At 33.2% G+C, this 21,020-nt stretch carries 18 protein-coding genes and 1 riboswitch; of the genes, 3 read left to right on the top strand and 15 right to left on the bottom strand.

What is annotated here, in order from left to right:
* Nucleotide 1: 1 nt before the first annotated feature.
* The 7 genes from BUA73_RS09625 to BUA73_RS09655 all read right to left on the bottom strand — a co-directional run bounded on the left by BUA73_RS09625 (nucleotide 2) and on the right by BUA73_RS09655 (nucleotide 8,065).
* Complete coding sequence (locus tag BUA73_RS09625; protein WP_072903922.1) at nucleotides 2-1,378, bottom strand: aldehyde dehydrogenase; 1,377 nt, start codon at nucleotides 1,376-1,378, stop codon at nucleotides 2-4.
* Nucleotides 1,379-1,398: 20 nt separating this feature from the next.
* On the bottom strand, nucleotides 1,399-2,085 hold the full coding sequence (locus BUA73_RS09630; protein ID WP_072903923.1) for a hypothetical protein: 687 nt from the start codon (nucleotides 2,083-2,085) through the stop codon (nucleotides 1,399-1,401).
* Between the two features lie 269 nt (nucleotides 2,086-2,354).
* The gene (lepB, locus tag BUA73_RS09635; protein WP_072903924.1) at nucleotides 2,355-2,948 is read right to left on the bottom strand and encodes a signal peptidase I; all 594 of its coding nucleotides are present in this window, start codon (nucleotides 2,946-2,948) and stop codon (nucleotides 2,355-2,357) included.
* A 71-nt stretch (nucleotides 2,949-3,019) separates the two neighbouring features.
* Nucleotides 3,020-4,687: a SulP family inorganic anion transporter gene (locus BUA73_RS09640; RefSeq protein ID WP_072903925.1), complete on the bottom strand. Its 1,668-nt coding sequence runs from the start codon at nucleotides 4,685-4,687 to the stop codon at nucleotides 3,020-3,022.
* A gap of 85 nt (nucleotides 4,688-4,772) precedes the next feature.
* Entirely contained in the window at nucleotides 4,773-5,702 is a 930-nt protein-coding gene (locus tag BUA73_RS09645) for a ComEC/Rec2 family competence protein (RefSeq protein ID WP_072903926.1), read from the bottom strand.
* A gap of 23 nt (nucleotides 5,703-5,725) precedes the next feature.
* Nucleotides 5,726-7,531, bottom strand: coding sequence for a DUF2207 domain-containing protein (locus BUA73_RS09650; protein ID WP_072903927.1), 1,806 nt, complete (start codon nucleotides 7,529-7,531; stop codon nucleotides 5,726-5,728).
* A 30-nt stretch (nucleotides 7,532-7,561) separates the two neighbouring features.
* Nucleotides 7,562-8,065, bottom strand: coding sequence for a hypothetical protein (locus tag BUA73_RS09655; protein WP_072903928.1), 504 nt, complete (start codon nucleotides 8,063-8,065; stop codon nucleotides 7,562-7,564).
* Nucleotides 8,066-8,222: 157 nt separating this feature from the next.
* Between BUA73_RS09655 and BUA73_RS09660 the strand changes: the two genes are divergently transcribed.
* Nucleotides 8,223-8,741, top strand: a complete 519-nt coding sequence (locus BUA73_RS09660) for a hypothetical protein (protein WP_072903929.1) — start codon at nucleotides 8,223-8,225, stop codon at nucleotides 8,739-8,741.
* A 54-nt stretch (nucleotides 8,742-8,795) separates the two neighbouring features.
* Here the strand turns inward: BUA73_RS09660 and BUA73_RS09665 are convergent, their stop codons facing one another.
* Both BUA73_RS09665 and BUA73_RS09670 read right to left on the bottom strand, forming a co-directional pair.
* Nucleotides 8,796-10,676, bottom strand: a complete 1,881-nt coding sequence (locus BUA73_RS09665) for an ABC transporter ATP-binding protein (protein WP_084672195.1) — start codon at nucleotides 10,674-10,676, stop codon at nucleotides 8,796-8,798.
* The gene (locus tag BUA73_RS09670) at nucleotides 10,669-12,879 is read right to left on the bottom strand and encodes an ABC transporter ATP-binding protein (protein ID WP_072903930.1); all 2,211 of its coding nucleotides are present in this window, start codon (nucleotides 12,877-12,879) and stop codon (nucleotides 10,669-10,671) included. The genes BUA73_RS09665 and BUA73_RS09670 overlap by 8 nt, the downstream gene beginning before the upstream one ends.
* 212 nt (nucleotides 12,880-13,091) lie before the next feature.
* Between BUA73_RS09670 and BUA73_RS09675 the strand changes: the two genes are divergently transcribed.
* Nucleotides 13,092-13,934, top strand: a complete 843-nt coding sequence (locus tag BUA73_RS09675; RefSeq protein ID WP_072903931.1) for a phosphatase PAP2 family protein — start codon at nucleotides 13,092-13,094, stop codon at nucleotides 13,932-13,934.
* An 86-nt stretch (nucleotides 13,935-14,020) separates the two neighbouring features.
* On the opposite strand, the gene BUA73_RS09680 is transcribed toward BUA73_RS09675, so the two are convergent.
* Nucleotides 14,021-15,307, bottom strand: a complete 1,287-nt coding sequence (locus BUA73_RS09680; RefSeq protein WP_072903932.1) for an adenylosuccinate synthase — start codon at nucleotides 15,305-15,307, stop codon at nucleotides 14,021-14,023.
* Nucleotides 15,308-15,445: 138 nt separating this feature from the next.
* The gene (locus BUA73_RS09685; protein ID WP_072903933.1) at nucleotides 15,446-16,798 is read right to left on the bottom strand and encodes an MATE family efflux transporter; all 1,353 of its coding nucleotides are present in this window, start codon (nucleotides 16,796-16,798) and stop codon (nucleotides 15,446-15,448) included.
* A 196-nt stretch (nucleotides 16,799-16,994) separates the two neighbouring features.
* On the opposite strand from BUA73_RS09685, the gene BUA73_RS09690 reads away from it, so the two are divergent.
* Entirely contained in the window at nucleotides 16,995-17,768 is a 774-nt protein-coding gene (locus BUA73_RS09690; protein ID WP_072903934.1) for a hypothetical protein, read from the top strand.
* A gap of 79 nt (nucleotides 17,769-17,847) precedes the next feature.
* On the opposite strand, the gene BUA73_RS09695 is transcribed toward BUA73_RS09690, so the two are convergent.
* From BUA73_RS09695 to BUA73_RS09710, 4 genes are read right to left on the bottom strand one after another with little or no spacing between them, the layout of a single operon-like run.
* Nucleotides 17,848-18,690 (bottom strand): energy-coupling factor ABC transporter ATP-binding protein, encoded by an 843-nt coding sequence (locus tag BUA73_RS09695; protein ID WP_072903956.1) that lies wholly within the window; start codon nucleotides 18,688-18,690, stop codon nucleotides 17,848-17,850.
* On the bottom strand, nucleotides 18,690-19,514 hold the full coding sequence (cbiQ, locus tag BUA73_RS09700) for a cobalt ECF transporter T component CbiQ (protein WP_178139249.1): 825 nt from the start codon (nucleotides 19,512-19,514) through the stop codon (nucleotides 18,690-18,692). The genes BUA73_RS09695 and cbiQ overlap by 1 nt, the downstream gene beginning before the upstream one ends.
* Nucleotides 19,504-19,824: an energy-coupling factor ABC transporter substrate-binding protein gene (locus tag BUA73_RS09705; RefSeq protein WP_072903936.1), complete on the bottom strand. Its 321-nt coding sequence runs from the start codon at nucleotides 19,822-19,824 to the stop codon at nucleotides 19,504-19,506. Before BUA73_RS09705 ends, cbiQ begins: the two co-directional genes overlap by 11 nt.
* A 37-nt stretch (nucleotides 19,825-19,861) precedes the next feature.
* Entirely contained in the window at nucleotides 19,862-20,602 is a 741-nt protein-coding gene (locus BUA73_RS09710; RefSeq protein WP_072903937.1) for an energy-coupling factor ABC transporter permease, read from the bottom strand.
* An 88-nt stretch (nucleotides 20,603-20,690) separates the two neighbouring features.
* Nucleotides 20,691-20,869, bottom strand: a riboswitch (cobalamin riboswitch).
* Nucleotides 20,870-21,020 lie beyond the last annotated feature (151 nt).

Consider the following 21,020-nt stretch of genomic DNA (forward strand, 5'->3'; position numbering starts at 1 on the left):
TTTACTTCAGCAATTTTTTAAGCCACTTTAGCTTATTGTCGCTGTAAGGAGGGTACCTAAAATCTATGTCGAACATGGTGGTTTTTTTTAAGACAGTTTTCTTGTGGGTGAACAGATCACAACTCCATTTTCCATGGTAGGAGCCAATTCCACTGTTCCCAACTCCGCCAAAAGGCACATAAGAAGATGACACGTGAATTATGGTGTCATTTACGCATCCCCCACCGAAAGATACATTGTCTATTATATTCTTTTCTACATTATTATCCTCTGTAAAAAGATAAAGAGCAAGAGATTTATGGCTGTTCTGAAGGCGTTTTATCATGGTATTAATATCCTTGTACTCAATGATGGGCATTATGGGTCCAAATATCTCATCCCTCATTATTTTATTGGTAAACGACACCTCATCTATTAAAGTTGGGCTTATATACCTTTGTGCTGTATCGTAGTCGCCTCCAAAAATAATGTTTCCCTCTCTCAGATATTCTGTTAGTCTATTAAACTGAATTTCATTTATTATTCTCCCATAATCCTCACTTACAAAGGGTTCTTCCCCAAAAAAGGATTTTATATCTTGAATCATATAGGAAATCAACTCTTCCTTTACTGCTTCGTGAACCATTAAATAATCAGGGGCAACACAGGTTTGTCCTGCATTAAGGAACTTTCCCCACACAATTCTTTTAGATGCCTTTCTGAGATCTGCATCCTTGTGAACAATACAGGGGCTTTTTCCCCCTAACTCTAAAGTCACAGGAGTAAGGTAGCGGGAAGCCTTTTCCATTACTATAGATCCCATAGCAGCCCCCCCAGTGAAAAATATAAAATCGAACTTCAAATCTAAAAGATTAGATAGCTCGCTCCTTCCACCATTTTTTTCAACGACAGAGACATATTCTTCAGGGAAAGTTTCACAAATTATCTTTTCTATCACATCCGAAGTGTGAATTGAGTACTTAGAAGGCTTAAGCATTACACAATTTCCCGCAGCAACGGCTCCAATTAGAGGAATCATAGACAATTGAAATGGATAGTTCCATGGCGATATATTTAAAACAACTCCATAAGGCTCCTTATATATTTTGCTACTAGTCTTAAAATGCACAATAGAAGTCCTTTTTCTTTCACTTTTGCACCAATATCTAGCCTTTTTAATCATAAGTGTGATTTCTTCCAAAACCATACCTAGTTCCGTTTCATAGGCCTCAAAGTTACTTTTATTTAAATCTTTTTTTAAAGCATCCAGTATGTCGTGTTCATAAAATGCAATCACATCTTTTAGCTTTTTAAGATATTGTATTCTAAAATTTATATCTTTAGTTTTTCCACTCAAGAAAAATTCCTTTTGTTTTTTTAAGATTATCTCACTTTCCATGGTAATCTCCTTTACAATTATTATTCATTTATCCAATGGGTTAAAAAGGATGTAACCTCAGCAGTATAAGGGTTTACAGAAACACTTATGGCATCTTCCTCATGATCTTTTTTCATAAAAATGATTTTATAACCATCTCTTGTGTTTTCTACAATCTTAATTGTACCAACTTCATGGAATTTATCTTTTTCCACTAGAAGAAGGTATTCCTCCGCTATTTTCTCTGCTTTACTGCTATCTATTTTCTCTTCTCTCTCAGCTTTATTGTAATTTGTAGCATCTATACGTTCCATAAGCTTTTTATCTTTATTTATGACCATACTTAAATAGTGATCTTCCTCGTCAATAGCTCCCATAAAAGATAGGTTTATTATGCTTATACCATGGTCTACTATCCTGTTAATCTCAAACTTTGAAGTTTTGTCACTGGGAATTTTTAAACCGTAGTATTTATAAAATAACTGACATGCAATTTTTTTTATTTCTTCATTATTGTCTAAATCAACAGACATATCTGCATTTATTTCACTTCTAGGTTTATTGTATTTTATCTCATCTTTTTTGTTACTATTATCTATGTTATCTTGTATTTTTTCATTGGAAATTACATTATCATTGCTTTGTCCATTAGAGCATGCCGTAAAGCTAGTAAAGGCAGCAAAAACTAAAAGCATTGACCCTATAATAAATGTCTTTTTTATGTGCACTCTACACCCCACCTAAATTTAATGTTATGATATTTTTCAGTATTTTCAGTACATTAAATGGTAACATATTTTTACCATACTAAGTTTAGCATATCATATCAATTAATGTAAAATATAATTTACACCCATTTTCCTAAATTATATCCCATTATGGGGGTCTTATGTGTTACATAATAGTTAATTTCATTATACAACATTTTTTTCACACAATAAATACACTACCTAAATTATACTACAAGTATGTAATATAAACTAGGCAGTGTACATGATTACTTTAGTTTTCCTATTCTTTTAAATGGCAATACAACGAACTGCGCTTTTCCCATGATATCTTCTTCATCTATATATGGGTTTGCCCACATTCTAGAGTCCCTAGAACTAGCTCTATTATCTCCCAAAAACAAGTATTTGCCTTCTGGAACTGTAAATTCCTTCTCTATACCCAATTGATATTTTACATATTTCTCATCCAAAAGCTTGTTGTTTACATACACGCTTCCGTTTTCTTCTATGATAACGTGATCTCCTGGTTTTCCAATAAGTCTTTTTACAAGATTTGTCTCCTTATTGTTTTCCTTTGACAATTCCTTAGAATAAAATACTACTATATCACCAGTTTTTAATTTGGATTTATTGTACACACAAGTAACAAGTATCCTATCATTTGGCATAATAGTAGGCTCCATTGATCCTGTGGGAACTTCAATAAAGAAAAACCAAAAATTAATTATAAGTAATGCCACTCCTACCGCAACAACTACTGGTAGTATCCAATCAAAGAAAAATCCTTTTAATTTATTTCGATTATTACATTCATCATTTCCTTTGTCACCATTTAAACCGCTGTTTATATTTTCCTCCATAGCAATACCTCCAAGATATTTTCTATAAATTATATCATTTTAAGATATTTTTTGCAATTCCTAGGCAAAAACTAATTGTATGCTAGGGAATCCTCTGCAAGTTTTAAAGCGGAATTTAAATCTTTAGCTATATCTCTATATCGTACGCCTTCCTTGTTTTCCATTTTTTCTATTAACTCTCTTGGTTGTTCCCTCAGCTCTGAAATAATAAGTTGAAGATTTCTTTCTTTGCACAAAGATTCTACTTTTTTTATCATATCATAGGCAGTTATATCCATGTGACTTATGTGGTGCATTCTAAGAATTATAACCTTGGCTTCATCACCCACGCTAGCTACTGATTCCATAAGTTTTTCCGCAGCCCCAAAAAAGAAAGCTCCCTTGATTTCAAAGATTTTTATGCTATTATTATTGTATAAATCCGTATCAATATTTTCAATAAGAGTTCTCTGCTTTTCATAATGCTCTTCTTTTAATTCGTTTATCTCCATATTCACAGCCATTTTTCTCATAAACAAGAACACAGAAACTACAATTCCAATTTCAATGGCAACTACTAAATCGAAAATTACTGTAAGAGAAAAGGTGGCAATAAGTGTGATAACATCGCTCTTTGGAGCCTTTAATAACTTCTTAAATGTTCTCCATTCACTCATATTGTATGATACCACCATCAAAATAGCTGAAAGACATGTAAGTGGTATATATTTTGCCAGAGGCATTAAAAGTTTCATGATTAAAAATAAAGTTATGGCGTGGACAATACCAGCAATAGGCATGGTTCCACCGTTCTTCACGTTAGCAGCAGTTCTAGCTATGGCTCCTGTAGCAGGTATTCCACCAAACAATCCAGATGCCACGTTAGCAACACCCTGAGCTATAAGCTCCATATTAGAGTCGTGTTTGTCCTGTATCATTCCGTCAGCTACTACTGCAGACAAAAGTGATTCTATGGCAGCCAAAAATGCTATTACAATGGCTGGTTTCATTAGAGTGATTAGGGTATCTAATTGAATTGCTGGAAGACCTGGCATAGAAATACTAGAGCTAATTTCTCCAAATGTGCTTCCTATGGTTGAAACTGGTAGCTTGAAAAAATAAGCAATTATAGTAGCTAAAATTAAAGCAATAAGAGAGCCCGGTATTTTTTTGTTGATCTTGGGCCATAATATTATCACCATTAGTGAAAATAAACCTAAAATAGTGGATGTCCAATTTATAGTTCCCATATTTTCTAGATAACTTCCCCACTTGGGAATAAATTCTGAAGGCACCTTTTCTATGGTAAGACCTAGAAAGTCCTTGACTTGAGTTGAAAACAGAGTTACTGCTATACCAGCTGTAAATCCTACTGTTATTGGATATGAAATGTATTTTATAAGTGTTCCTAATTTTAAGGCACCAAATACGATAAGTATTACACCTGCCATAATAGTAGCTAATATTAGTCCATCAATACCGTGTTCCGATATGATTCCATATATTATTACTACAAAAGCCCCTGTAGGACCCCCTATCTGAACCCTGCTTCCTCCTAATAAGGATATTACAAATCCAGCAACCACTGCTGTTATAAGACCTTTTTCCGGAGAAACTCCAGAAGATATACCTAGAGCCACCGAAAGTGGCAACGCAATAATAGCAACAACAATACCCGCTATTATGTTTTTAAAAATGTTTTCCTTTGTAAACTCGCCTCTATTATTCTTTAAAAGATACAATAGCTTTGGCATATTCATAAAAACTTCCTCCTTATGTATAATTTCAATACCATGTACCATTATACATATGATAGACAATTTTCTCAATGCCAAAGCCATTATTTTATTTACTATTCGTGCTAATCATACCTCTATAACTTCCAGGTTTACTGCTAAATTTTATATTATTTCCGTCTGAAGTCATTACAATGGTACCAGCCTCATCAGTCCTGTAAACTGGTATATTATTATTCTGTAATCTTTCCATAGTAGCTTTTTTAGGATGATCGTATTCATTGTCCTTTCCCACTGAAATCACTGCAAATGAAGGTTTTACAGCCTCAATGAACTTCTGGGACGATGATGTTCTAGAACCGTGGTGAGCTACTTTTAGAACGTCACATTTTAAATCAAGGTTGCCCTTCATCATAGCTTGTTCAGATTCTTTTTCCGCATCCCCCGTAAATAAAGCAGAATTATTTCCATATTTCATTTTTAACACTATGGAACAATTGTTAGCATCCTCATAAATTTCGTGGGGAGCCAATACTTTAAAATCTGCCTTCCCAAGTTGAAAACCATAACCAACCTCTGGAGATTTAATAGTAAGCTTTTTATTTTTTATAGCTTGAAGTACATCTCTATAAGTTTTAGTTGTAGCAGATTTTCTAGGCATATATACATTTTTCACATTAAAAGCTTTTATCACATCATCCAGGCCTCCGATGTGGTCCTCGTGAGGATGAGTTCCAACTACATATTCTAAGGTATCTATACCTTGAGCTTTTATATAATCGCACACTAGCTTGCCATCATCATTGTTACCTGCATCTATTAGCATGCTCTGCTCTCCTTCTTGTATAAGAATGCTGTCCGCTTGTCCTACATCAATAAAATGAACTTTTATACCTTGTCCATCCACCTCTTTGCTTCCGCTGCTTTGAATTTCTCCACTGTTTATCACACTTTTTCCATTGCTGCAACCTGTAAACAATAAGGTTGTGCAAATAATGAAGTATGCCAATGTTTTTACTATTTTTTTTCGTCCTGTCATAAATTTTTCCCTCTCTGCAATTATTAAATTAAATTTTCTCTATACCATGAAGGTGCTATGCCCTTTATGTTTTTGAAAGCTTGTTCGTAATTATCTTCTGCTTCAAAATACCTGGCGTAAATTATATTATCATAATAAAAGCTCTTACAATATTCCACAGCTTTTTCAGCACTCTGTGTATCCATGCTCATAATATACTTTTTATAGGCTTTGATCCTACTTTTCATAATTTTATCTTTTTCATTAAGATATTGATATGTCATAACAATATAAATATTGACTATCCCCAGAAGAAATATGGTAGTGCCTATTAACAATCCTGCTTCAAAAAATATTATAATGGAAACCGCGATTAGAATTCCACCTAAAAATATAGTAAGATACTTTTCATCGTAGATGAAAGTATTTATAACATTCAACCAAAGCATTACGGGAAGTAGATTCATAAAGCTACCACTCGCAAAAATCTCCTCTGTAATTATAAATAACATCATAAATAGGGCAAAACTAATTATTAAAACTAAATACATTTTACTAAATTTTTTATAGCTCTGTTTTTTCTTATCTTGTAAATAGGTTTTTCTATTTAATATATTGTATATACTTGATGATTGACGGTTTATTCTTTTTAATATCTTTTTTAAAGGTATTTCTTGCCCAACTTCATATTTTTGAAAACAAGCAGCATAGGCCATTTCCCTAGTACTACCTTCAAATTTCTCACCATTAAAGGGGTAAAACTCCCCTGTCTCCTTAAGCTTTACCGCAAAGTACTTTCCATCACATTCTTTGATATCTATATATCCATGTTTTATAAGTTCAGCCACAAAAGTTCTAGAAGCTTCCTTGTCTATATAGGATTTTAAAATACGGGCAACTTCTAATATACAGAGGTCTTCCTTGAGGAATTCATGGTTTTCACAAGAAGTTTCTTCCTCAATTTTTTCCCTTTCTTTTACTTCACGTCGCCTAAGTAATATTATGATAATTGTAATGATATTCATTAGCAAAGCTACTATTGCCAAAGTATAAAAAATCACCACATTGATTTTTCGCTTTTCCACTTCAAAGTAGTCCTTTCCCAAATCTGCATTTAATGCTATACCCTGCTTGACTACTTTTGGCTCTTGGGATTCATACAAAATAGTATTGTCCTCTACTTTGTAATTTAAATTTTTATAATCTTTATCACCAAGTTTTTGACTTCTCAGTTGTAATTTACTTTTATCAAAGCTTTTAGGCATTTTTATTTCTATACTGTATTTTCCCACAGGAGAAGGCCAAGATAGAGGCAAAAGCTCCATAAAAAATTTCCCTTCACAATTTTCATAGTTCTTAGGAAATTCAATATCATATTTTACTGTGTATGAATCCTTCCCATCTTTCAACTGAAAAGGGTCATTTAGCCTAAAATCAATTTTCTTTCTGTCACCTTCATAATTCACACCATTGATTCCATTTACAGATAGATTGTATATTTTTATTTTATCTTTATATACTTTTTCATCAATGCCGTACATCCTTATGTTTTGCAAATAAATACTTCTAAACAGTTCCTGTTTTTTTCCTTTAAAGTCCACATTTATTTGTTCTTCTACATGGACACGCTTATCTTCTTCCACCTTCACCTTTACATTGTACTCATCCACATAGATTTTTTCTAGCTCCTTAATCTCCATATCTTTCACATCAATAGGTTTATTATACAATAAAAAGTAAAACATTAAAAAAACAACTAAAGCTATACAGCTAAGAATCAGCATAATTACACTTAGCGGATTGCTACATTTTCCTATAATCTTATTTTTTGTTGAATCCTCACCATCCACATTTACCCACCCCTAAACATTTTTTATATTTTATTTGCTTGGAACAAATTTATTGAATTCTTTTGTTTTTGAATCTTTACTATATATATTTTTTCCATTTACACTGACAGCGTATGTCCCAAATTTCTGAGTTTTATTGGCACTCTTTATTAGGCTCAGCTCAAAAACATAGCACTGCTCACTATTTACTTTCTCCATACCCGTTTTGCTAACTTTTATACCATCAGAACCGTTAGTCATAGATGGTACTACTATTTTTTTTATCAATTTTATGGCCTTTTCCTCAGTGATTTCTCCCTGAACTGATTCCTGTGAAATAGAATTGTTAGAATTAATTTCATTTTTATCTTCTACTTTATCTTCCGCTTTATTTTCTACTTTATTCTCTACCTTATCTTCCACTTTACTATTTTTATTTGGAGTTTCATTGGTCTTAGGCTGTTCCCTTGTAATAAACACAAACACAATTATGACTATAATTGCACAAAGAATTCCTGCAACTCCTATTGCTATTTTTTTATTTTTCATCTTCATAGTTATTCTCCCATCATTATGTTATATAGTTGTTTGTACGTAATATTATAGCACTTTTTTAACTTTATATCACTGTGTAAAAATTGTTTGAATATTATACAATATGAGAGTATTATATACATATTAAGTTATATCAAATAAATCTGGGGATGATATCATGGTTATAAATAAGCGATTGGAAATTGTAGTCATTTTCACCGTGGCAGTGCTTTCTTTCTTCTGTCTCTACAGTATAAACGAAAAAATTTCTCAAAAGTATATACTAAATAAAACTTGGAAATACGTAAGCAATTCTGCCAACAAGGATACAATTACTGTTGAAGAAAAAATTACATACAATAATAGACTTTATGTATTTTATAGTTGTATGAAGCCTAATGCAAATAATCCTGATGCTGAATCCATAGGACTACTTCAATTCCAGAAAAACTTTCTTGGATGGTTATGCAAATTAGATAGTTCCTCTACTGATGATGATTTATTCATTCAATACATCGATTCCGTTAAAGGAAGCTCGGCTTCTCTTATTTATGGCAAAAATATAGGGTTGAATTTTAAAAACTTGAAAATAAAAACAAAAGAAAAAACCATAACAAAAGATATTTCTCACAAAACACATTACTTCTACTTAGAAGAGATATCTAAGGACAATGTAGAAGAAATTAAATTAAATTAGATAAACAAAATGGTGCCCTAGAATATTTTTGTATTCCAAGGCACCATGACTTTTTTAATTAGCTTTTTCAAATTGTGAATTATATAAATTTGCGTAAAATCCGTTATGTGACAGCAATTCTTCGTGATTGCCCTGTTCGATGATGTCTCCATTATTCATGACAAGAATAAGATCTGCATCCCTTATAGTTGACAACCTATGTGCTATGACAAAGCTTGTTCTTCCTTTCATAAGGGTGTCCATGGCCTTTTGTATTAACACCTCGGTTCTAGTATCTACAGAGCTTGTGGCTTCATCCAAAATTAATATTTTAGGATCCGCCAATATTGCCCTGGCAATAGTTAAAAGCTGTTTCTGTCCTTGGGAAACATTATTGGCTTCCTCATTTAAAACCATATTATAGCCACCCGGCAACGTTCTTATAAAATGGTCTACATGGGCTGCCTTGGCTGCTTCTCTAACTTTTTCATCTGTAGCAGTTAACTTTCCATATCGTATGTTTTCCTCAATGGTTCCATTAAAAAGCCAAGTATCTTGAAGTACCATACCAAAAAGCTCTCGAAGTTCACTCCTATTGAAATCTTTTATATCGTGGCCATCTATAAATATATTTCCACTATTTACATCGTAAAACCTCATTAAAAGTTTTACAATGGTAGTTTTTCCTGCACCAGTAGGACCTACTATAGCGATTTTTGCACCTTCTTTTATCTTAGCTGAAAAATCATTTATTATAATCTTATTGCTGTAGTATCCAAATTTCACATTTCTAAACTCCACATTGCCCTTTAAGTTATCTACCTTTACAGGGTTTTCTGCAAACTGTTCTTCCTCCTCTTCATTGAGGAATTCAAATACTCTTTCAGCTGCAGCAGCTGTAGATTGCATAAGGTTGGCAACTTGTGCTGCCTGGGCAATAGGTTGTGAAAAACTCCTTACGTACTGTATGAATGATTGAATTTCACCAACACTTATCCGTCCCCTTATGGCAAGATAACCACCCATTATTGACACTATTACGTAACCCAAATTTCCTATAAAAGTCATAACAGGCATCATCATACCTGAAAGAAACTGCGATTTCCAAGCAGAGTTATACAGTGTATCATTAAATTCTTCAAACTCTTTAATAGCTTCTCTTTCTCCATTGAAAGCTTTTACTACATTGTGTCCACCGTACATCTCTTCCACTTGACCATTTACGTGACCGAGGTATTCCTGTTGAGACTTAAAATATTTCTGCGACTTTTTCACAATGAGAGATATAAATCCCATGGAGATTGGAAGTATTATGACAGCCACCACAGTCATAGGTATACTTATGGTGAGCATCATGACAAGAACACCTATTACCGTTACTATGGCTGTTATAACTTGTGTCATACTTTGGTTTAAATTCTGACTTACGGTGTCTACATCGTTGGTAACTCTAGATAACACCTCTCCGTGAGTTTTCGTATCAAAGTATTTTAGTGGCATTTTATTTATCTTTTCTTCTATATCTCTTCTAAAATTATAAGAAATCTTCTGTGCTATACCAGTCATTATAAAGCCCTGTATGAACGCAAAAATAGAGCTTATTAAATATATTCCCAATAAGAATAGTAGTATTTTACCTATCTTTGAAAAATCGATGCCCAAAGCACCATTACCTGATACTTTTCTCATAAGCCCTTGGAAAATCTCTTCAGTGGCGTTTCCCAAAATTTTGGGACCAACTATGCTAAATATAGCACTTCCTATAGCAAAAACAACTACCAATATAAGACCAAACTTATACTTGCCTAAATAGGAAAATAGCTGTCCCATGGTCTTTTTAAAATTTTTTGGTTTTTCCAAAGCGAACTTCGGTCCATGACCACCACCACCAAGGGGAGCTCCTTTTTTCAATGATGTCTTCTGGTTCTTTTGTTCATTGTCCATATTATTATTCATTTTCCAGTTCCTCCTTTGAAAGCTGTGACATGGCAATTTGCTTATACACCTCACAATTGCTTAACAATTGTTTATGATTTCCTATTCCTACTACCTTACCTTCATCAAGAACTACAATTTGTTCAGCATCTATGATAGTGCTAATTCTCTGAGCTACTATTAACACGGTACTTTCATTGATTTCCCTTTTCAATGCCTGCCTTAATCTTTTATCCGTTTTATAATCTAAAGCTGAAAAACTATCGTCAAAAATATATATATCAGGATTTTTTGCTATGGCACGACCTATGGAAAGCCTTTGCTTTTGACCTCCGGAAACATTTGTTCCACCCTGTGCCATAGGGTAGTCGTATTTTTCCACCTTTTCCTCTATAAAATCACTGGCTTGTGCAATAGCAGCCGCTTTCTCAATTTCATCATCACTGGCATTTACATTGCCATACCTCAAATTTGAAGCTATAGTTCCTGAAAAAAGCACACCCTTTTGTGGTACATACCCTATTTTATCTCTAAGCTTTTTCTCATCCACCTTTTTTATATTTACTCCATCCACCAATATTTCACCTTCAGTTACATCATAAAAACGGGGAATAAGATTTATCAATGTGGATTTACCACTACCAGTACTACCTATGAAGGCAGTAGTTTCACCTGGTTTCGCCAAAAATGAAATGTCACTTAATACATTTTCGTCTCCGTCAGGATATTTAAATGAAACATTTTTGAACTCAACCTGGCCTTTTTTTTCAACCATAAAATCTTCTGGATTACTGCTGCTTATAATTGAATTTTCAGTAGTAAGTATTTCGTCTACACGAACAGCTGCAACAGTTGCTCTTGGGAGCATTATGGATACCATAGAAATCATGACAAAGGACATTATTATTTGCATAGTATACTGAATAAATGCCATCATGTCCCCCACCTGCATTACTCCTGAATCTATACCATGAGCGCCTTTCCACACAATTAGTATAGAAATACCATTCATTATTAGCATCATCATAGGCATCATAGCTGACATGAATCTAGTTACAAAAAGGTTGGTTTTTGTAAGTTCCCTATTGGCCTTGTCAAATCTTTTTTCCTCATGCTTTTCTGTACTAAAGGCCCTTATTACCATCATACCAGTAAGGTGCTCTCTCATGACTAGATTTACTTTATCTACTAATTTTTGAACTTTTTTAAACTTTGGCATAACAAAACTAAACATAAAAATGACTAGTATAGATATAGATAATACAGCCACGCCAATGATCCATTCCATGGAGGTGTTAGTATTGAAAACTTTTATCACTCCTCCAACTCCAAGAATAGGGGCATAAAATACTACTCTCAATAATATTGCCATTAGCATCTGAATTTGTTGAATATCATTTGTACTTCTAGTTATCAATGTGGCGGTAGAAAACTTATCCATTTCGGCATTGGAAAAGCCCATAACCTTAGAGAACACTTTTTTTCTAAGATCTCTTCCAAGGGATGCTGCTACCCTAGCCGCCAACAATCCCACAATTACAGTGGCTATAAGACTCACCAAAGCTATTCCCAGCATCTTAAGCCCTGCTAAAATAATATAATTTGATTTAATTTTATCCACATTTTTACCAAGAGCTGTATACTCTGCTACAACAAATTTTACAGCAGATTGTTGTATTATTTTATCTGGGATTTTTTCTAAGTTTTTTTCCATCTTATTGGTCATCTGTGAAAGAGAACTTTTAGGCATAGATAGTAGAACCTTAAATATATCTCCATCATTTGATGAGATTAATTCCTTTGGCAAAGACTTAAAAATATTATTTTTAATATTTTTGCCCTCTTCGCTGTCACTTTCTAAAATTTGTGTTATTACCATGGGCTTTGCCATAACATTGCTTATTTTTTCTTTCTTTTCCTTGTCTTTAGTGTTTAATACATATTTTTTACTTTTAGAGGTCTCTCCATTGTCTATAACCTTGTAATTTTCCTCTACTAATTTTATGTCATCATCCTTTAAAAACAGTTTTAACTTATTAAATTGGCTTTCTCTTATCTCTTCTATGGCTAGATTTTCTATACCACCCTGTTGTATTCCTACGTCTATAATTTTAGATGTGAATTCAGGCAAGGATAAATCACAAGTAGCCTGAAGCACAAGAAAACCAACTATACATAGGATAAAAACGTAATATTTTTTCAAGTGCTTAATTAGTTTAAACATAACATAGTCTCCTCCATTTAATATTATCTTTTTATATTATAACTTTTAATTACAATTGTACATAAGTAACCATTAACAAATAGTAAATTTTTATCTATATTAATACTAATTTTATAGTATTAATTTTATAATAATAGTGTAATATGATTATTATTGTGATATTATATTAATCATATATTCACTTCAATAATTTTACGACGGGAGAGTACCGCATGTTCACACAATTAAAACTGCTATTATACCTACAAAGTATTAGGTCGCCTTTGTTAACATATATATTTCTTACTTTTACCATGAGTATAGAAACTCCAGTAGTAATACTTTTTTCTTCTATACTTTATTGGACCGTGGACAAAGTTTTCGGCATGGAGTTACTATTTAATCTTTCAACCAATATAACTCTTAATTCTGGATTGAAAGATTTAATTAGGTTCCCAAGGCCCATTGGCTCAAAAAATCTTACTTCACTCCACTTACCCACTGCCACAGGGTATTCCTTTCCAAGCGGTCATACACAAATAGCCACAACTTTTTGGGAAAGTATGATGTTGCATTTTAAACATTCATACATGTATATTATAGGAACAATTTTTATCATCTGCATAGGGTTTTCTAGAATATACCTAGGAGTTCATTGGCCAACAGATGTTATTGGTGCTATAGTTACTGGAACCATGTGTACACTTTTATGTCACAAAGCTTTTAATTACATCCTGAATACAAAGAAAAACAGTATATTAATCTATATCTACATTCCATTCCTTATTATTTGCTTTATTCTAAAGGATGGTTCCTATATAAAAGTTGCTGGACTTTACGGTGGCCTTATTTTAGGCTATATCCTTGAGAGTAAGTTCGTAAAATTTTCTACAAAGGTCCCCTTGAAAGATAAAATTATGCGAGGGTTGTTAGGTATACTAAGTCTTTTTTTATTTTACCTTGCACTAGATTATACATTCCCCTCATATCTTATACTTATTTATTTAAAATATTTTGCTACTTGCTGCTTTGCCATTGCATTTGTGCCTTACATGTTTACAATATTTCATATATAAAAGGTGAATAAGCAAACCTTATTCACCTTTTATATATTATTAAGAAATCCAATTTCATTTCCTTCATATTGAGCTAAGAATTTTGGTTAAATGTCACTTACTCTTATGGTTTGATCCCTTTTTGGTCCCACAGATACTATAGATACCTTTGTATCTGTAAATTCTTCAATTCTCTTAATGTATTTCTTTGCATTCTCAGGAAGTTCTTCAAAAGTACGAGCTTCCGCAATTTGTGAGCCCCATCCTTCAAATTCCTCATATACAGGCTTACACTTTGACAACTCCTTTAAACTTGCTGGGAAATAATCGATTATCTTACCATCTAACTCATAGGCAACGCAAACTTTTATCCTGTCTATATTAGCTAAAGTATCCATTTTTGTTATAGCAAAGCTTGTTAACCCACTTACTCTTACAGTAGTTTTAAGTATAACAAGATCTAACCATCCACATCTTCGCGCTCTTCCTGTAGTGACACCAAATTCACCACCTACATTTCTGATGTGATCTCCCATGCTGTCAAGAAGCTCCGTTGGGAAAGGCCCCTCTCCAACTCTAGTGGTATAAGCTTTACCTATACCAACTACATTAGATATCATAGTTGGACCTATGCCTGCACCTGTACAAACTCCACCGGCAATGGTGTTTGATGATGTAACATAAGGGTATGTTCCATAATCCACGTCTAAAAGCATTCCCTGAGCGCCTTCGAATAATACTCTTTTACCACTTTTTATACCATTGAATATCTCAACGGAAGTTTCTTTTACGTAAGGCTTTATTTTTCTTCCAATTTCAACATATTCATTGTACAATGCATCAATATCAAGTTTTTCAGCATTAAAAACCTTTTCAATGATTTCATTTTTTGAAGCTAAGCTATTACATAACTTTTCTTTTAAAACCTCTTCATCTATAAGGTCGTATATTCTTATGCCACTTCTCTCTGCCTTATCAGTGTAGCATGGGCCAATGCCCTTTCCTGTAGTGCCTATTTTATCATTTCCTCTGCTCTTTTCCTTAAGGCTATCCATGAGCTTGTGGTATGGCATTATTACCTGAGCCCTATCACTAATATACAATCTATCAGGTGTTACTTGCACACCTAGCTTATTAAGATATTCGATTTCCTCAAACAATGCCTTTGGATCTATTACTACACCGTTGCCCAATACATTTATCTCATTTTCGTACAGTATACCTGATGGAACAAGGTGTAACTTGTATTCCTTGTCTCCAACTATTACAGTATGACCTGCATTGTTTCCTCCCTGAAACCTAACAACCATATCAGCTTCTTCTGCAAGATAATCCGTTATTTTTCCTTTTCCCTCATCGCCCCACTGTGCACCGAGAACTATAAATGATCTCATAAACTTCACCACTCCTAATTTATTTAACTATTCAATACGTGAACACAATCTATAATCTACAACAGTATATATTATATACCCAATGTCTTTATTTAGTAAATTATTTTTTAGTAAAAAGACATTAAATACAAATTAAAATTAAATCAATTTTTCTGACTTGACTCTCTTTTTCTTTATCATAAAGAAATATATGAAACACGCAATTACACTAAAAAGTGCAGAAATAGGTACTGACAACCCTAGGGTAAAAAAATCCACATTAGGGATTCTGCTCAAGTAATAAGATAAAGGTATCCTAACTAAAAATGCTGAAGCAAGACCTTGAAGCATTACAAATGTTGTTTTTCCTATTCCATTAAAATATCCAAGACAGCAGAAATAGGTGGAAACAAGAATGTACTCTACAGAACAACTTTTTAGGTATTCTGCCGTAGCCTTTATAACTTCTGTGTTCTTTTCAAATATAGACGCTAGCATGGCTCCTTTAAAGTATGTTAAAAGAAACATAACTACACCACAAGCCATAGATATCAATGTGGTAGTTTTAAATATAGCTATTGCCCTTTTTTCTTTCCCAGCTCCCACGTTTTGAGCTACAATAGCGCCAAGTGCGGACATAAATGCCATGGGGATAATGGCAAGGAATATAAAAATTTTCCCACTTATACCTGCACAAGCCGATGCCACTAAACCTATAGAATTCATTATACTAGTTATTATAAGGAAAGATACTGTAGTCAGACTGTCTTGAAGTGCAATAGGTCCACCTATCTTTAGTATTTGTTTTATATATGCCCCATTATTTTTGAAATTATGTTTTTTTACATTTACTATGGACTTATTTTTTCTAAGAAAAATTACTGAGCATACAACACTTACTGCCTGGGCAAGCACTGTAGCCAAAGCTGCTCCAGATGAGTCTAGTTTGAATACCCCTACAAAGATAAAATCGCATACTATGTTCACAATACACGCAATAAAAACAAATAGCAGTGGCAATTTTGAATTTCCCATGCCTCGAAAAATCCCACTTATAGCGTTATACGCCACAATAAATATAGTTCCCATAGAGCATATTCTTATGTAATTTACTGTTTGCTGAAAGGCTTCTGCTGGTACTTTCATCAAAAAACCTATTTGCTTTGCAAAAATCACCATAATTAAAGTTACTACTATGCTGATTATTGAAAATAGCTTAATCAACGCAGCAACAACATCTGAAATTTTTTCTTTCTTTTTTGCTCCCATGTATTGTGCAATCAATACTGTCACTCCCATGGTAAGACCCGTTATAATCCCTGTTATAGCCTGCATTATCTGACTTCCAATGGCAACTGCCGCTACACTAGCAGTGTTTCCAAACTGACCTACTATTATAAGGTCTACCCCACCATATAAGGCCTGAAGCAATAATGCCATCATCAAAGGAATAGAAAATTTGATAAGTGGTTTTACTATTCCACCTTCTGTAAAACTGTTAACGTTCTCCATTTATTTTCCTTTCTTTTGTATATATGTATAATATTTTGCGATAACTACCGCCACGTATCAGTATATCTATAATCCGTATCCCATGTCAATAAGGTATTCCTTTTAACATTATGTTAAACTTGATTACAACTTTTATTCAACTCTAAATAGCCAGTATCATATAATAATAATAATCAATAATTAGGGGAATACCATCATGCCAACACCAGATTATAAGTACATGGCCATAGAAAATTTCAAAGAAGAGGGTAAAAAATATCAATTAAAATACGATATCGTACTTCAACATATAGAAGATTTATACAATTTAAAATGTAAATGCTTGGACATCATGAAGGAAACTAGAAATATGTTAGAAAGCTCGCAAAGTAAAGATTATAATATTCAAAATATCATGGATAGCATAGACACCCTGTGTCAAACCTTTAGATTGGAAGAAACTCAATCAAAGTGTGAGGATTATTTTAAGGATGTTTCATCTCCACCTATAAAAACTCTTGCACTAAAGAGCACCGTAGATCATAGAACTTTAACAAGCATCCCCCCTGTACCATACAACTGTGTTGCTTTAGCTTACCTTGTGGACAATGGTATTTTAGGCAAATCAAAAAATACTTCTAACTTCAATGGCACTTCATTCACTTTTATAGGAGGAAAAATTATGGGAAAATTATTTTTGGGTATGCTTGGGCCTGCTGGCATGGCCATAACAGGTTTAAATTTCCTCAATAAGGCTATAAAAAAGAACGCTGAAAATATGGATGATGCCATGAAAATTTCTTTTTTAAGCAGTAAGCTATCCGAACATTCATCTACCTTAGATAAGATAGATATGAAGTTATGTTGTATTATTGAAGAACTAAACAGTTCCTTTATCCACATATCACAGCTTATATATGTGGATAAAGATTTTTCAAAGCTTTTAGGTGAAATAGCAAAGTTAGACATGGCTTTTAAAGAAAAAATCTAATTATACAAAAGAACCACCTTAAACACTAATGGCTTTCGGTGGTTCTTCATTTTTACTATTAACTTATAACCATATTACATTATCTCTTATCTATCCAGGAAATAAACTTCTCTATATTCCTTGGGTACACATCTGAATCCTGACTTATTTCATGAAATTTTCTATTCAAAGCTCTTGTAACCTCATATAAAATAGGTTTCCTTATACCAGCCTTTTCGATAATGCTATCCTCATTAAAAATATCTTCCATAGGCATATCTGCTATTATTTCTCCGTCATTAAATATAACTGCTCGTTCTGCAAATTCATAGGCGAAGTCCACATCATGGGTGGAAACCACTAATGTTATACCTTTTTGAGACAACTTATCTAGTGTGTTGTAAAGCAACTTCACATTTTTAGGATCTAGAGAAGCTGTAGGTTCGTCTAGCAAAATCACTCTAGAATCCATGGCCAATATATCTGCAATGGTTATTCTTTTTTTTTCGCCTCCACTGAGATATTGTGGCGCTCTTTGCCTATACTCGGTTAGATTCATAAGCTCTAGAGCATTTTCCACCCTTCTTTTAACCTGATTTTTGTCCAACTTAAGATTCATAGGTCCAAAAGAAACTTCACTTTCCACTGTGGAAGCAATAATTTGATTTTCTGCGTCTTGAAATACTATACCAACATTTTTTCTTAAATTTGTGAGATCACTTTTCTTGTAAAGAACTTCTTTACCTTCATATTCTAAGTGTCCACTTTCAGGTCGTAAAATACCATTGCATACAAGGAAAAAGGTAGATTTTCCAGCCCCATTATTGCCTAATATGGCTATTTTCTCTCCTCTATGAATGTCAATTGATATATTATTAAGAGCTTTTTTGTGTTGAAAATACGAAAAATTTATATTTTGCAGTTTCAAGATTGTACTGTCCATTAGAATAAATCTATCCCCTTTTTGCTTAAAAATATTGTACATAATATAATACATATAGCATACACCAACACGAAAAGCAAATGTTTATTTTTCACTTTATGCTCTTCGCTAAGAAAGCACAAATCTCCCTCATAGCATCTAGCTTCCATGGCATTGAAACTATCACGACTTCTTTTAAAAGAGTTTACTAACACGTTGCCACTTATATGAGTAAAAGTATACCATGCATTTTTACCACCATCATACCCTAATCTGCACATAGCAGAAGTGGTCATGGCATTCTGCACATCCTGTAATAGAAAAATATATCTATAAATTAGATACATAAGCTCTATTACTACCGTGGGAAGGTGGATTTTTTTTAAGGATTCTATTATATCCTGCATTGGCGTAGTTAGGCTTAGAAAATACAAACATGTTACAGCCCCATAAGCCTTAAAAAATAGTTTCAAAGACTCTAATAATCCTGTTTTTGTCACACATAAAAATACTGTACCTATCTTAAAGTTATAAATCCCTAATGGAGTTTTACTAAAGTCTATTATTATTGTGATGCAGCTAATTAGTATAAAGGCAATGGGTAATTTAATTAAGTTAAAATAATAGCCCCTAGGAATTTTCGCCAATCCCACAGTTAAAAATACCATACTTATTCCAATAATCACATGAATTAAGGTAATATCCACTGAAACGCAGTATATCAACAATAACATGGAACTTACAAGCTTTAATTGAGAATTTACATCTCTCATATTAGATTTTTGAGCATACATATCCATAAAAATAATGCCATGAGTGTGCTTCTTGTGTATTTTATTTTTCATTTTTATTTTCATTCTTTCCTTTTGAAGAGTACTTTTTTCTTGATACATAATATCCAAATCCGTATCCAACTACACCTGCACCTAAGGCAGCCTGAAGACAGAATAAAAGGCTCTCTGTTTCTCCACCTGGCAATTCAATTACACTTTCCTGCCATGGCTCGTAGCCTGGATTAACTTTAGCTATTACATCCTCAGCTTTATCGTCTGCACCACCAAAATCGCTATCCTTTATAGTCATCAGTGGCACTACAAGAATAACTGCACATATTAGCAGTGCCAATATTATCCCAATTACATTCTTTTTGCTCATATTCATCCTCCACAAATACAAAATAGAAACTCGAATACTACATATATCCTATTTCTTCAAGTTCTGGCCTTGCAAAATTTTTCAAAAGACTCATTACTACTGCAGATAAAATACCTTCTACGATGGCAAGTGGAATTTGTGTCACAGCAAATACCATCATGAATTCTCCTATAGACTTCATAACTCCAACACTTCCATGGTGTGAAATACCAAGCTGCACAGATGTTATACAATATGTAAACAAATCGCCTAGTGCACAAGCTATTCCTACAGAAACTATATCGTTAACTTTAAACTTTCTTAAAAGCTTAAATATTCCATAGGACACAAATGGTCCAGCAATAGCCATAGAAAAAGTATTAGCACCAAGGGTAGTAAGTCCGCCATGAGCTAATAATATAGCTTGGAATAAAAGAACAATAACACCAACAACGGCAATTACATTAGGTCCAAACAAAACAGCTCCAAGGCCTGTACCAGTTGGATGGCTTGAAGATCCCGTAACACTTGGCATCTTTAAAGCCGACAATACAAAAGCATATGCTCCCACCATGGCAAGTAGAAGGATGGTCTTTCTGTGGTTTTTTGATATCCAGTTTATTCTCATAAGGCCAACAACCACAAATGGTATACATAGTACCCCCCACAACACGCAATGAGTGGCTGGAAGATACCCTTCCATAATATGCATTGCATTTGCAACAATCGGAAAAGCCATGATTGTCGCCATAAATACTGAAATTAAAATAAACGATTTTTGTAATTTAGTATATTTCATAAGTTACCTCCATAAAAAAAAATAAAGGTGACATAAAGACACCTTGTTGCAAAATTAATAATGTAAACTAACTGAGCACCGCAGCGGTTTAAAAATGTAGCTATAAGCAGTTCTCCTGACTTAAGTTCATAGTTAATTGTACCTTCTCGGAAAAACCTCCAATGGTATTTCACAAATAACTCCCTAATACAGTGACGGGTTCGTTCTGGATTCTCACCAAATTCTCTTTTAATTTTCTTTCGAAAAACTTATAACAATATTAAATTTTAATTTCGATCTCGATCATTCTTATTATATAATACATATATATATATTTCAATACCTAAAAATTATTACAATTATTATTAAATTACATATAGATATGTTTATTATCTTTTAAATTTATAGTATAATAATTGTGAATTATGTTATTTTTGGA

The sequence above is a fragment of the Hathewaya proteolytica DSM 3090 genome (assembly GCF_900142225.1).
GTDB classification, from domain to species: domain Bacteria; phylum Bacillota; class Clostridia; order Clostridiales; family Clostridiaceae; genus Hathewaya; species Hathewaya proteolytica.